A 13,085-nucleotide genomic window follows, 5' to 3' on the forward strand; every position below is an offset into this window, starting at 1 on the left:
GGCAGCGGCTTAACCTATACCCCCCGCACCCCGGGTTTGCCCGCGCATGGCGGGCATGTGGCGTACCCGGAAATCTCCAGCTTTTGATGGCGGGGCGGCACCCGCGAAGCCGACAGCAATGAAATCGCCGGTATCCGCGCAATCGTAAAGATCACCAGCTTCGCGGCTTACGCCGCTCCCACAAACGGACAGGTCAGCGGCGAAGCCCCTGCCGAGCATGGCTCGGCACTACATCAAACGCAGAAGCCCAACATCAAACGCGAAAGCCGGCATCAAACGCAGAAGCCCGGCTTTTGGCCGGGCTTCTGGTTCTGCTTTCATGTGGGAGCGTTGGCTCAGCGCACTTCTTCGTAACGCAGCACCATGCCGGGCTTCAGCACAGCACTGGCATCCAGATTGTTGGACGACAGCAGGGTCTTCACCGAAATGCCATAGCGGCGGGCGATGGTCCAGGCGGATTCGCCGCTGCGCACGGTGTGGCGGCTGCCAGAGCTGGCCGAGGCCACCGCACGCGAGGGTGCTGTTGTCTTCGCAGGAGCTGCGGGCGCCGCATCGCGGGTCGCCACCAGCACGCTCTCGCTGTTGTCGCTCACTACGCTGCCAATGGCGGCGGCCGGGGCCAGGACCCGGGTGCCGGAGCGCGAGCTGGTCAGGGCCGGATTGAGGCGGGCGATACGTGCTGGGTCCAGCGCGTTCTGTGCCGACCAGGCCGCCAGGGTGGTGTTGGCCGGCAGCGTGTGGCCCTTCAGGATCGGCACCTGCCGGTCCAGCGAGGCCATCAGGTCGGGTTCGTTCTCGGCCTGTTCCAGCACGCAGGCCAGCGCATGCAGCTTTTCAACGTAGGCGTAGGTGATCGGCGACAGACCCGGCAGCTCGGAAGCAGTCGCGTTCTGTGCATTCATGCCGCCGCGACGCAGCGACTGCAGGATGCGGTACTCGCCAGCGTTGTAGGCCATCGTTGCCAGCTGCCAGTCGCCGGCAAACATGCCGTGCAGGGTCTTCAGGTAACGCACCGCGGCACGGGTGGAGTCCACCGCCGACAGCCGGCCGTCATAGCCCTTTTCCATTGGCACGCGGTGGTTGCGGGCGGTGGTGGCGATGAACTGCCACAGCCCGGCTGGGCCGCTGGCATTGCGGGCGCCAGGGCGGTAGCCGCTTTCAACAAAAGGGATCAGTGCAAATTCGGTCGGCAGGCCGGCGCTGCGCAGCTCGTCGACGACGTAGCCGAACAGCGGCAGCGCATCGTCCTCGACATTGCCCAGCCGTGACGGGGCATGCGAGAACTGCTTGCGCCAGCGTGCGCTGGTGGCGTCGGCGTCGCACTGTGGTGCGGCCAGGCCCTCACGGAAGTTGGCGAAGATCTCGCGCCCGTTACGGGTGGTGGGGGCCGGCAGCGAGGCCGGGTCCAGCGGTAATGCGGTCAGTGCGGCGACGTTCTGGGTCATGCCGGCGCTGACCGGGAGGGTCTGGGCGGTCAGCGTGCCGCTGCCCGTGCCCAACAACAACCCCAGCGCCAACGGCAGACAAAGCCGCCTCATGCGCGAAAACCGTCTTTCCACCGCCGCAATTCGGCGAAGACTTCCACCTGGTCGGTGGGCGCGCGACCAAGCCGCGCCGCGATCGCTGCAACGATGGCGGTATCGGCAGTCCGCAGAAACGGATTGCATTCGAGTTCGCTCGCCAGGATGGCGGGAACGGTAGGACGGGAACTGCTGCGCATGTCCGAGGCTTCCTGTTGGCGGCGTTGCAATGCCGCGTTGGTGGGGTCGACATGCCGCGCAAACACGGCATTGGCCAGCGTGTATTCGTGCCCGCAGCAGACCAGTGTCTGTGGGGGCAGGGCGGCCATTCGCTGTAGCGAGGCCAACATCTGGGCCGGCGTACCTTCGAACATGCGTCCACAGCCCAAGCTGAACAACATGTCGCCACTGAACAAATGATCGTGGCCGTAGTAGGCAATATGGCTTCGGGTGTGACCGGGAACTTCCATCACGCTGAAGTCGAAGCCCGACAATTCTACCCGGTTGCCTTCGCTGACTCGTTCACATTCCAGTGGGATGCGTTCATCTACCGGCGCCAGCACCCGCAGCCGGGGCCAGCGCTGGCGCAACTCCGCCACCCCGCCGATATGATCGTCGTGGTGGTGGGTGAGCAGGACACCTGCAGGCTGCATGCCTTGCGCAGCGGCTTCGAAAACCGGGCCGGCCTGGCCGGGGTCGACGAAAATCGTGCGGTCATCGGGCGTTTGCAGCGCCCAGATGTAGTTGTCCTGAAATGCGGGCAGGGCGATCAGTCGCATAGAATTGGAAAATGCCTGCCGCCCCGTCCCCCCGTCAAGCTGCAGTCTCGCCTTGGTTTGAGAAAGCCGGGGCACGGGCGATGCGCGAATGGGAGCAGCGGCTGCTGTCTGAACAAATGCGCGGATTTCCCTCGCCGCCATGGCTGTGGCTGGCGCCAAACGCCACTTGGCTGCCGGATCCGCCGCCGCAGGGGCGTGGTTTGCGCCTGTACCGCAACCCGCAAGCGCCCGGCTGGGCGGGGGATCTGCGCTGCAGTCTGCCGTTGCCGCTGCCCAGCGAGTCGATCAAGGCCATCGTCATCGAACATCCTGCGGCCGAGGAGCTGGAGCCCTTGTTGTCCGAATGCGCGCGGGTGCTGATGCCCGGCGGGCGGGTCTGGGTGACCGTGCTCAACCGCTGCAGTCCCTATCGTGCGCATTGGCAGTGGCAGGGCGCGCGGCCGCCCTCGGTGGCACGTTGCAGGACACTATTGCAGCGGCAAGGCATACGATGTCGCTCGCTGCGGCACTATGGCCCGCTGTGGACGCAGTCGGGCAACACTCCGGGCACGGCTTTGCCGGCCCTGCGCGCGTTGTGCGTGCTGGAAGCTGAAAAACGCACCGCGGCCTTCATCGGTCCGATCAAGGCCAGTCGTGTCAGTTGGCGCGGCCCGGTGGCGACCTGAATTCAACGGAACACTATGAAGTCAATTGAAGTACATACCGATGGCGCCTGCCTCGGCAATCCCGGCCCCGGTGGATGGGGCGCGTTGTTGCGCTACAAGGGCCATGAGCGCGAGTTGGCTGGTGGCGAAGCCCACACCACCAACAACCGGATGGAATTGATGGCAGCGATCATGGGCCTGGAAACGCTCAGTGAGCCTTGCAACATCACCCTGTTCACCGATTCGCAGTACGTGCGCCAGGGCATCACCGAGTGGATGCCGAGTTGGGTGCGGCGCAACTGGAAAACCGCCGGCGGTGACCAGGTCAAGAACCGCGACCTGTGGGAGCGCTTGCATGAAGCCACCCAACGCCATCAGATCGACTGGCGCTGGGTGAAAGGCCATTCCGGTGATCCGGACAACGAACGCGTGGACCAGTTGGCCCGCGATGCTGCAATCCGCGTGCGCGCTGGCGCCGCGAGCAACTGAGGTAGCTGATGCGCCAGATCGTCCTTGATACCGAAACCACCGGCCTGGAATGGAAGAAGGGCAACCGCGTGGTTGAAATCGGCTGTGTGGAGCTGCTTGAGCGGCGCCCCAGCGGCAATAACTTCCACCGTTACCTGAAACCGGATTGCGACTTTGAATCCGGCGCGGCCGAAGTCACCGGCCTGAGCCTGGACTTCCTCGCCGACAAGCCGCGCTTCGAAGAAGTCGTGGATGAGTTCCTCGCCTATGTGGATGGCGCCGAGCTGATCATCCACAACGCCTCGTTCGACATGGGCTTCCTCGAGAACGAGATGAGCCTGGCCGGCAAGGGCCGCCTGGCCAACCGGGTGACGGTGACCGATACCCTGGCGATGGCGCGCGAGCGCTATCCTGGCCAGCGCAACTCGCTGGATGCGCTGTGCCGGCGTCTGGGCGTGGATAACGCCCACCGCACGCTGCATGGCGGCCTGCTCGATGCGCAGATCCTGGCCGACGTCTATATCGCGCTGACCTCGGGCCAGGAAGAGATTGGTTTTGGTCAGCCTGAAGCCGAATCGGCCAATGCCGGCGGTGTCGTGCAGGCGTTCGATGTGTCGGCGCTGTTGCCGCGGCCGCGTGTGCTGGCGACCGCGTCGGAGCAGGAAGCGCACGAGGCGCGTCTGGCCAGGCTGCGCAAAAAGGCTGGCCACGCATGGTGGGACGGCGAGCCGGCGCCGGCGCCGAGTGAGCCGGCATGAGCCGCGCGGGTCTTTGACTGAAAAGGAGTTCCGCTGCCTTAGTGGCAGCGGACCAGGACCACGGTGACGTTGTCCGAGCCGCCGCCATCCAATGCGGCGGCGACCAGTGCATCCACGCATTCCTGCGCGCTGCAATCGCCGTGGCCCAGCGCCTCGCTGAGGCCGGCATCGTCCACTTCTTCGGTCAGCCCGTCACTGCACAGCAGCAGCTGCATGCCCGGACGCAGTTCGCCGGTCATGGTGGCGACGTTGAGGTGGGCCGGATCGGTCACCCCCAATGCCTGGGTGACCACGTTGCGATGCGGATGGGCGCGCGCCTGCTCGGCGGTGAGCGTGCCCTGGGCGATCAGCTCCTGCACATAGCTGTGATCCTGGCTGAGCTGGCCCAGCTTGCCGTCGCGCCACAGATAGGCGCGGCTGTCGCCGATCCATGCCACTTCAAAGCGATTGCCGTGCACGCGTGCGGCGACCACGGTGGTGCCCATCGGCAGGCTGTCGTTGCGGCGGCGTGAGCTGCGGATGATTTCCTCATCGGCGGTGCGGATGGCCTGCACCAATGAGGCGCCATTGCGTACCTCGCGCACGATGGTTTCGCGCGCCAAGGCGCTGGCTACCTCGCCGCAGGCATGGCCGCCCATACCGTCGGCCACCAGCCACAAGCCAAGCTCGCCGTCACCGTAGTAGGTGTCTTCATTGAGCTGGCGGCGCAGGCCGACGTGACTGAGGTGTCCAAATTCGATCATGAGTGCCCGAGCGGGCGGTGTTTCAATTGTGAAGGTCACTGCATCATCGCGTTCATGGAGGTGTACGGCAAGCGCCTGCAGACACTCGTTTGGCTGGCGGAATGCAGCGCCTGGATTGCCAATAGTGCTTTTTTGTTAAAAACCGCTTGTCCGCGCAGCCGATGCCCCTTATCATTCGCAGCCCGGTTCGCCGGGGACATCTGGAGAGGTGGCAGAGCGGTTGAATGTACCTGACTCGAAATCAGGCAGGCGTTTATAGCGCCTCGGGGGTTCGAATCCCCCCCTCTCCGCCAGATACTGAAAAAAGCCACCTTCGGGTGGCTTTTTTCTTGGGCGCTATCAAGGCCTCGTTGCGCTGTTGTCGTGAGCTCAGTGCAGAAGTTCCGCAGCCTTTGCCTCTGCTTCAGCGGTGGTGGCAACGACCAGCATCGGATAGCCCCAGAAGTTCTCGAAGAAGCGGCTGAACTCTGTTGCCTTGTGCAGGGCTTCGTCGCTGTCGGCGATGTGCAGGTGTGCTTTGATCAAGCGCACGATGGCGGGCTTGTTGGCCTTCATCCAGCTGGCGACCTTGCGCCGTTCGTCGATGTCCGGTTCGGCCTGGTCGAACCCGCCGGAAGCGAGGTAAACGAAGGCTTGTTCGCGGGCCAACAGCTCGGACATGTCGGCAAGCACCTTGTCCGCGCTGTCTGCGGTGATCGGATCGTGGTCCAGCCAGACCAGCGGGAAGCGGGAGGAGTCGACGCGCATGGGTTTATTCTCATTATTAATAATGAGAATTATTATCATTTGATGGGTGGACTGGTGCAAGCCAGTTCCGTCGCAGTGCCATCTGCGGTTCATCCTGCTCCGGCGGCTTGATGGCGAGCGGTTAAACTAGCGGCCACGTTACGAAGGTGTCCTTCATGTCCGAAATTCTGGTGCCGGTGTCTTTTGGAGAGCTGCTCGACAAGATCTCCATCCTGCAGATCAAGTCCGAGCGCATGAGCGATGCGGCAAAGCTGGCCAATGTGCGCAATGAGTTGAACGCGCTGGACAGCACCTGGGCCACGCATCCAGCCGCAGCGCAGGACATCGCGGCCCTGCGTACCGAGTTGAAAGCGGTCAATGAGCGGCTCTGGGATATCGAAGACGACATCCGCCTGAAAGAGAAGGCGCAGGCCTTCGACGAGGAGTTCGTGCAGCTGGCCCGCAGCGTCTACATCCAGAACGACGAGCGCGCGCGCATCAAGAAGGCCATCAACCTGGCGCTGGGTTCCAACTACGTGGAAGAGAAGTCGTACCAGGACTACCGCGCCGGCTGAATCTGTTTTGTAGGAGCGGCGTAAGCCGCGAAGCTCGTAGGTCTGCAGATGGCGGGAATACCTGACGCCGCAGGATGGCTGGCTTCGCGGCTTACGCCGCTCCTGCAAAAAAGCTGCGCCCTAGCCCTGATGATCCGCGCGATAACGCTCGAACGCGGCAATCGCATCATCCACGGTGATCAGCGACATCACGTCATCGAACTCGATCTTGTTGCCCCATTTCAGCTCGCTGGCCGGCTTGTTGAGATAGCGGCGGGCGGCATCGTCATAGCGGTCCACGCAGTAGCGCCGGTCGGAATAGGGGCCGCTGCGCGCCGGGTTGCTGGCCGCATGCAGGCCCAGCACCTTGGTGCCGACCGCATTGGCGATGTGCATCGGCCCCGAGTCCGGGGTGACCAACATCGAGGCGCGGGCCAGCAGCGCCGGCAATTGCTTGAGGGTGTCCTTGCCGACCAGATCCAGTGCAGGGTGCTTCATCGCGGCGAGGATGGCGTCGCTGGTGCTGCGCTCCAGCTCGCTGCGGCCGCCGCATAGCACCACCCTCCAGCCTTGGCTTGCAGCGTGGTCGGCCAGTGCGGCATGGCGTTCGGGGTACCAGTTGCGGCGCTGGTGGCTGGAGCAGGGCGAGATCATCAGCACCGGGCGGCCATCCTCGTCCCACTGTGCACGCGCCCACTCATGGGCTTCCGGCGGCGTGGCCAGATCCCAGCTGACCTCGGTCTGCTTCAGCCCCAGCGGCTCGCAGAAGCTGCCGATGGCGTCGAGCACGTGGATGCCGGGGCGGTCAGGGATGCGCTCATTGATGAAAAGCCCGTGCAGGTCCTTGGAGCGTGACTTGTCGTAGCCGATGCGGCGCTTGGCCGGGATGAACGCCGACAGCAGATTGGCGCGCGCGGCCACCTGCATCTGTAGCAGTGCCTCGAAGCGGCCCGCCGGAAACTCGCGCCGCAGCGCACGCATTCCTGCCAATCCGCTGTTCTTGTCGTAGACGTGGAAGCTGACCCCGGGCAGGCCATCGAGCAGCTTGTGGCCTGCCTTGTCTATCACCCAATGCAAAGGCATGCCCGGAAACCCTCGTTGCAGTGTGCGTACCAGTGGCACCACATGGGTTACATCACCCAGTGCCGACAGGCGTAAAAGACACAACGGGGACGACGATGCAGGCATGTGTTGTTAGACTCGTAAGGATGGTCGCATTTGACGCCACTGAAGCGCTGACGCCCTGCCGCGATGGTCGCGGCTATGGCGCCATTCTGTTCGACCGCGAACGCCTGCGGCAAGCCGATCCCGGCTTGTTCGCGCCTGCGCAATGGGGCAGCAAGGCCCATCCGGTGGGCGATGGCGGCCGTGGCGGGGCATGGTTCATCGACGCGCCGTTCGGCCGCAGCGTGCTGCGCCAGTACCTGCGCGGCGGTATCGCCGCCAAAATCAGCCACAGTAGTTATCTGTGGCGTGGTGCCAACCGCACGCGCAGTTTTGCCGAATTCCGCCTGATGCGTGAGCTGGTCGCGCAGAAGTTGCCGGTGCCGCGGCCCTATGCTGCGTTCTACATGCGCGAAGGCCTGCGCTACAAAGCGGCACTGCTGATGGAGCGGCTGGAAGATGTGCGTTCGCTGGCTGATCACGCACAAGTGGCCGGGCGCGGCGCGCCGTGGGAAGAAGCTGGGCGGATGATCGCGCGCTTCCACCGCGCGGGCCTGGATCACGCCGATCTGAATGCCCACAACATTCTGTTTGATGACGCCCGTCGCGGTTGGCTGATCGATTTCGATCGCGGCGTGCTGCGCATTCCCGCCACCCGCTGGCGTGAGCGCAACCTCAAGCGCCTGCTGCGCTCCCTGCTGAAGCTGCGCGGCGCGCGCAGCCGTGAGGACGTGGAGCAGGACTATGCGCGGCTGCGGCGCGCCTATGATCTGGCCTGGAACCGGGGCGTGTGAGATGAGTTGGGCGTTGCGTTTTCTGGGAGTCGGCAATGCGTCGGCGGTGGAGCTGGGGTCGCCGATGTCGGTGATCGAGCACGGCAGCCAGCCATGGCTGACCATCGATTGCGGCGGCGAAGGGCTCACGGCCTATCGCAACCATTACGGCGCCATGCCGGATGCGCTGTTCATTACCCATATCCATCTGGACCATGTGGCCGGCTTCGAGCGTCTGTTTGTGGACGCTTTCTTCAAGCCGCAACGGCGCGGCAAGGTGCGGCTTTACGTGCCGGCTCCGCTGGTGCCGTTGTTGCACAGGCGGGTAGGCGACTACCCGAATGTGCTGGCCGAAGGCGGCGCCAACTTCTGGGATGCGTTCCAACTGATCGTGGTCGGCGATGCCTTCTGGCATGAGGGTGTGCGCCTAGAAGTGTTCCCGGTGCGCCACCACTGGCCGGAAACCGCCTACGGTCTGCGCCTGCAGGGGGCGCTGGTATGGAGCGGTGACACCCGCCCGATCCCGGAGATGCTGGCGCGTTTTGCTGGTGACAATGAATTGATCGCGCACGACTGCGGCCTGCACGGCAATCCCTCGCATACCGGCGTCGATGATCTGGAGCGCGAATACGACGCCGCCACCCAGGCGCGGATGATGCTCTACCACTACGCCAGCGCCGCCGACGGCGAAGCACTGCGCGCCCGTGGCCACCGCGTGGCGATGCCCGGCGAGTGTGTTGTGCTGGCCGAGCCAACGGCGCCGCGTGCGGAGCCGTTTGAGGGCTGAGTCGCGAAGCATCGCTATTGCGGCTGTAAAAGTCGCGGAGCTGCATGACGCGTCAGCAACTCAACAGGAGCGATATCCGAGCCCCTCTCCCGTATACGGGGTGAAATAGGGGCGTTTACGAACCACCGGTTCGTGCCCCTGTTGAACGACCTTGCGCCAGCGCAAGGGCCGGGGCGCGGAGCGGGGGTTGGGGTGAGGGCAAGCCGGGGCCGGGCTGGATAAGCCAGCAGGCATCACCCCGAAGACGAAAGCACGCAGAATCCACCAAAGCCCCGTGTGCGCCGGGCTTGCCCGGGCTATAGAGCGCGCAAGCGCGATCACCGCTTCAACAGCGGAATCATTTTCCAAGGCCCAGAAAGGTGGCGACCCCGCCGGCTTACCTCGGCGCCCGCGTCGATCGATACCGTTGCTGCCTTCCGGCCCTGGCGGGATTTTCGACCTAGCGTCGCGAGGGGCCGACGGGGCCACCATAGAGACGGTTTGGCCGCGCTATGCGCGGCCATTCACGATACGAGAGGCTGGGGCGATGCGATGATCAGCCGCCGATGCTTCATGGACCGGACACAAACTGGAGCAGGTCCTGATCGTGTGCGGCGATTGTAACGTATGCATGCACCAGCCGACCAGCGTTCCGGCTTGAACCCTGTGTAACCCGTCACCGCCGATTGGCGGCCCGCAAGGCCAGGCTTGGATAGAATGCCCATCCAACGGAGGACGACCTCCGCCCATCACGGGACTTCACCCAGGACGGCCTGGCTTCTCTAGGAGGCTGTATGGCTTGGATCTATCTCGTGATTGCCGGTGTGCTGGAAATCGTCTGGGCGCTGGCAATGAAGCAATCCCACGGTTTCACCAAGCTGGTTCCCAGCATCGTCACCATCATCGGCATGATCGCCAGCTTCTGGTTGCTGGCCCTGGCCATGCGCACCTTGCCGCTGGGTACCGCCTATACGATCTGGACCGGTATCGGCGCCGTTGGTGCATTCATCATCGGCATCGTGTTCCTTGGCGAACACATCAGCGCGATGCGCATCGGCGCTGCCGTACTGATCGTCAGTGGCCTGGTGCTGATGAAGCTGTCCAGCAGCTGATTGCTGCTTCAGTCCTCGCGCAGCACCAACACCATCTCAACCGCATCCAGCCCCGGGCCGTGGCCATCCGCCACGACCCGGGTCACGCTGAAACCGAGCTGCGCGTAAAAATTCTGCGTGTGCTGGCTGGTACTGAGTTCCACGCGCTTCACGTTCTGGTCGTGTCTGGCCTGTTGCAAACGGACCAAGCTCAACTGTCGCCCGAGTCCGCGCCGGTGCAGGCTGCGTTCGACCATGCCCCAGCAAAAAACCGCGATGCCATCGGCCCGTATCGCCAAGCCGCCGCAGGCGACAACACTATCTTCGTGCTCGATCAGCTGATAGTCGCAGCCCTGCGCATCGCGCTGTAGAAACTGCGCGAAGTCAGCACGTTCGGCTAGCGTGAAGTACTCGGGCACATTGCTGTCGAACAGCGACAGGCAGGCGTTGGCATCAGCAGGTTGATAGGGACGGATCGGCATGCGCTGCAATCTAGCAGCTTCAGTCCGCTCCTTCTCTGGACGATGGAGGGAGAGCAGGGGGCTGCCTTGGCTTTTGTTTTTGCTCTGGCTCTGGCTCTGGCCCTAGCCCCTCTCCCCTTGAGGGAGAGGGGTTGGGGAGAGGGGAGCGCGAAGCGTGCTTTCAACCGCCAAACAACGCACACCAAGCAGCACAAAAAACCGATCAGCGTGACATCGAATAAGGCAACTTCGCCGCATCCGCAGCCCAAGACTTGTTCGGCTCAGCCTGCATCGTAAACCGCAGCTCCCCTCCAGCAACAATCTCCTGGTGCGTCACATACGCCCTATCCAACGGCTTGCCGTTGAGGTTGACCGAACCAACATAGGTATGCGCAGCATCCAATCCCGTAGCCACGATGCTGAAACGCTTCCCATCAGGCAGATTCAAGGTCGCCTGCGGCAGGAACGGCCGGCCGATGATGTATTGATTGCTGCCCGGCGTAACCGGATAGAAACCCAGCGCAGTAAACACATACCAGGCCGACATCTGCCCAAGATCATCATTACCCGCCAAGCCATCCGGGCGCGCTGCGTACTGCGTGTCCATGATCTGCTTCAGGCGCGCCTGCGTGCGCCACGGCTGGCCCGCGTGTGCATACAGATAGGCAACATGGTGACTGGGCTCATTGCCATGTGCATACCACCCAATCAAGCCAGTGATGTCTTCCATGTGCGCGAAGATCGACGGATCAACCTTGGCGTCAAACACATCATCCAGACGCTGCAGCAGCTTGTCGCTGCCGCCGTGTGCCGCCGCCAGACCGGCCACATCCTGTGGCACGTACCAGGAATACTGCCAGGCGTTACCTTCAGTGAAATCCGTGCCGTAACCGCTGGCGCTGGGATCAAACGGCTCGCGGAAACTGCCATCGCGCTTGCGCGCCCGCATGAAGCCGGTGCCGGGGTCGAACGCATGCTTCCAGTTCGCCGCGCGCTTGTTGAATTCGCTCGCCACTTCGGTCTTGCCCATGTCCTGCGCCACCTGCGCGATGGTCCAATCGTCATAGGCGTATTCCAGCGTCTTGCTGGCCGCTTCGCCTTCCTCGTCGATCGGCACATAGCCGAGCTCGCGGTACTGCGCGATGCCGTCATACGGGCCGTAGTTGGCGCTGGCGACCATCGCCTGCAGGGCTTCCTCGGTGTCGTAGCCGCGGATGCCCTTCATATAGGCATCGGCGATCACCGGTACTGCGTGGTAGCCGATCATGCACCAGGTCTCCAGACCGTGGAACGACCACACCGGCAGCACGCCGTAAGGGCTTTCGCGGCGGGAAGCCAGCAGTGAATTGACGAAATCATTGGTGCGCTGTGGCGGCTGGACCAACGTGGCCAATGGGTGCAGGGCGCGGTACGTGTCCCACAGCGAGAACGTCGAATAGTTCGTCCAACCCTTGGCTTGATGCACCGCGTTGTCCGGCCCGCGATAACGGCCGTCGCTGTCCATGAACAAGGTTGGCCCGAGCAGCGTGTGATACAGCGCGGTGTAGAAGCGGGTGCGCTCGTCGGCGCTGCCTTCAGCCTCGACCGCGCCCAGCGCCTCGCTCCATTGCTGCTTGGCGGCAGCGCGCATGCCATCGAAATCCCAGCCCGGCGCTTCTGCATCCAGATTGGCAATCGCGCCTTCCTCGCTGACTGGCGAGATGGCCACCTTCACCAACAACGGCTTGCCAGCTTCTGGCACGACATCAAAGGCAGCAACCAATTGCCGGCCTTCGATCTGCGCGCGCTGCGTCGGGTTCTTTTCGCCAGGCGGCGGGAAGCCCTTGTAGGCGACATCCTGCTCGGTGTCGTGCAACTGGTGGCCGCTCAGCGGCTGCGAGAAACGCATCGCGAAGTACAGCTGACGGCCCGGTGCCCAGCCGCGCGTTTCGCGAAAGCCGGTAACCGTGCCATCGGCCCGCACCCGCAAGCGTGACCACAGGATCTTGCCCGGGTAGTCATACATGCTGGTACGCAGATCCAGAACCACATGCGCTGGCTTACCGGCAGGGAAGCTGTAGCGGTGCATGCCAACGCGCGCGCTGGCGGTGAGCTCCGCGCGCACTTTGTAATCATCCAGCGTCACCGCGTAATAGCCCGGCTGCGCAGTCTCGCTGGCATGGTTGAAGCGCGAGGTATAACCGCTCAAGGGCTGATCGGGGTTGCCGCGCTCCAGCTTCAACTCACCGGTAGTGGGCATCAACAGTAGATCGCCCAGATCCGAATGACCGGTGCCGGAAAAGTGAGTGTGCGAGAAACCGACGATGGTGCTGTCGTCATAGCGATAGCCAGCCGCCCAGCCGTAGCCGTTCTTGCGCGATTGGATGCGGGTATCGGGCGAGAGCTGGACCATGCCGTAAGGCACGGTCGCACCCGGATAGGTGTGGCCTTCGCCGCCGGTGCCGATGAAGGGGTTTACGGCGGCATAGGCGGCCGCGTTGGCGGCGGGCGAGGCCGCTATCGCGGAAGGTGTCGCGAGGATGGAGGTTGCTACGGTTGCTGCAAGTATCAACAGGGTCGTGCCGAGCTGCTTCATCCCGCACCTTTTGGATCGGTCTAAATACCGCAAGCTAGCACGGAGAAGTGCCTGAGATCTGAG

At 63.6% G+C, this 13,085-nt stretch carries 14 protein-coding genes, 1 tRNA gene and 1 other RNA gene; 8 read left to right on the forward strand and 8 right to left on the reverse strand.

Annotated elements, in window-relative coordinates:
• Positions 1-335 precede the first annotated feature (335 nt).
• The gene (locus ACVOMB_RS16550) at positions 336-1,538 is read right to left on the reverse strand and encodes a lytic transglycosylase domain-containing protein (protein WP_481532180.1); all 1,203 of its coding nucleotides are present in this window, start codon (positions 1,536-1,538) and stop codon (positions 336-338) included.
• The gene (gene gloB / locus ACVOMB_RS16555) at positions 1,535-2,299 is read right to left on the reverse strand and encodes a hydroxyacylglutathione hydrolase (protein WP_481532181.1); all 765 of its coding nucleotides are present in this window, start codon (positions 2,297-2,299) and stop codon (positions 1,535-1,537) included. The genes ACVOMB_RS16550 and gloB overlap by 4 nt, the downstream gene beginning before the upstream one ends.
• Before the next feature lie 116 nt (positions 2,300-2,415).
• Here gloB and ACVOMB_RS16560 point away from each other — a divergent pair, with 116 nt between their 5' ends.
• From ACVOMB_RS16560 to dnaQ, 3 genes are read left to right on the forward strand one after another with little or no spacing between them, the layout of a single operon-like run.
• Positions 2,416-2,964 carry a class I SAM-dependent methyltransferase gene (locus ACVOMB_RS16560; RefSeq protein WP_481532182.1) on the forward strand — a complete coding sequence of 183 codons (549 nt, stop codon included), beginning with the start codon at positions 2,416-2,418 and terminating at the stop codon, positions 2,962-2,964.
• 15 nt (positions 2,965-2,979) lie between these two features.
• On the forward strand, positions 2,980-3,432 hold the full coding sequence (gene rnhA / locus ACVOMB_RS16565) for a ribonuclease HI (RefSeq protein WP_481514502.1): 453 nt from the start codon (positions 2,980-2,982) through the stop codon (positions 3,430-3,432).
• A gap of 8 nt (positions 3,433-3,440) precedes the next feature.
• On the forward strand, positions 3,441-4,169 hold the full coding sequence (dnaQ, locus tag ACVOMB_RS16570) for a DNA polymerase III subunit epsilon (RefSeq protein WP_481532183.1): 729 nt from the start codon (positions 3,441-3,443) through the stop codon (positions 4,167-4,169).
• A 38-nt stretch (positions 4,170-4,207) separates the two neighbouring features.
• On the opposite strand, the gene ACVOMB_RS16575 is transcribed toward dnaQ, so the two are convergent.
• The gene (locus ACVOMB_RS16575) at positions 4,208-4,912 is read right to left on the reverse strand and encodes a PP2C family protein-serine/threonine phosphatase (protein WP_481532184.1); all 705 of its coding nucleotides are present in this window, start codon (positions 4,910-4,912) and stop codon (positions 4,208-4,210) included.
• 202 nt (positions 4,913-5,114) lie between these two features.
• Between ACVOMB_RS16575 and ACVOMB_RS16580 the strand changes: the two genes are divergently transcribed.
• Positions 5,115-5,205 (forward strand) — tRNA-Ser (locus ACVOMB_RS16580).
• Positions 5,206-5,281: 76 nt separating this feature from the next.
• Here the strand turns inward: ACVOMB_RS16580 and ACVOMB_RS16585 are convergent.
• Positions 5,282-5,659: a hypothetical protein gene (locus ACVOMB_RS16585; protein ID WP_481532185.1), complete on the reverse strand. Its 378-nt coding sequence runs from the start codon at positions 5,657-5,659 to the stop codon at positions 5,282-5,284.
• A gap of 155 nt (positions 5,660-5,814) precedes the next feature.
• On the opposite strand from ACVOMB_RS16585, the gene ACVOMB_RS16590 reads away from it, so the two are divergent.
• Positions 5,815-6,213, forward strand: coding sequence for a DUF6165 family protein (locus tag ACVOMB_RS16590; RefSeq protein ID WP_481532186.1), 399 nt, complete (start codon positions 5,815-5,817; stop codon positions 6,211-6,213).
• Positions 6,214-6,333: 120 nt separating this feature from the next.
• On the opposite strand, the gene ACVOMB_RS16595 is transcribed toward ACVOMB_RS16590, so the two are convergent.
• A complete protein-coding gene (locus tag ACVOMB_RS16595; protein ID WP_481532187.1) occupies positions 6,334-7,380 on the reverse strand; it encodes a glycosyltransferase family 9 protein in 1,047 nt (348 codons plus the stop codon).
• A 20-nt stretch (positions 7,381-7,400) separates the two neighbouring features.
• Between ACVOMB_RS16595 and ACVOMB_RS16600 the strand changes: the two genes are divergently transcribed.
• Both ACVOMB_RS16600 and ACVOMB_RS16605 read left to right on the forward strand, forming a co-directional pair.
• The gene (locus ACVOMB_RS16600; RefSeq protein ID WP_481511528.1) at positions 7,401-8,150 is read left to right on the forward strand and encodes a 3-deoxy-D-manno-octulosonic acid kinase; all 750 of its coding nucleotides are present in this window, start codon (positions 7,401-7,403) and stop codon (positions 8,148-8,150) included.
• A gap of 1 nt (position 8,151) precedes the next feature.
• A complete protein-coding gene (locus tag ACVOMB_RS16605; protein ID WP_481532188.1) occupies positions 8,152-8,916 on the forward strand; it encodes an MBL fold metallo-hydrolase in 765 nt (254 codons plus the stop codon).
• 365 nt (positions 8,917-9,281) lie between these two features.
• Here the strand turns inward: ACVOMB_RS16605 and ffs are convergent.
• Positions 9,282-9,378, reverse strand: an RNA gene (ffs, locus tag ACVOMB_RS16610) — signal recognition particle sRNA small type.
• A gap of 311 nt (positions 9,379-9,689) precedes the next feature.
• On the opposite strand from ffs, the gene ACVOMB_RS16615 reads away from it, so the two are divergent.
• Positions 9,690-10,007 (forward strand): DMT family transporter, encoded by a 318-nt coding sequence (locus ACVOMB_RS16615; protein WP_481532189.1) that lies wholly within the window; start codon positions 9,690-9,692, stop codon positions 10,005-10,007.
• Between the two features lie 8 nt (positions 10,008-10,015).
• Here the strand turns inward: ACVOMB_RS16615 and ACVOMB_RS16620 are convergent, their stop codons facing one another.
• Together ACVOMB_RS16620 and ACVOMB_RS16625 are read right to left on the reverse strand one after the other, a co-directional pair.
• The gene (locus tag ACVOMB_RS16620; RefSeq protein ID WP_481532190.1) at positions 10,016-10,468 is read right to left on the reverse strand and encodes a GNAT family N-acetyltransferase; all 453 of its coding nucleotides are present in this window, start codon (positions 10,466-10,468) and stop codon (positions 10,016-10,018) included.
• A 202-nt stretch (positions 10,469-10,670) separates the two neighbouring features.
• A complete protein-coding gene (locus ACVOMB_RS16625) occupies positions 10,671-13,022 on the reverse strand; it encodes a GH92 family glycosyl hydrolase (RefSeq protein ID WP_481532191.1) in 2,352 nt (783 codons plus the stop codon).
• Between the last annotated feature and the right edge of the window lie 63 nt (positions 13,023-13,085).

The organism is Stenotrophomonas sp. STEN018 (assembly GCF_056760235.1).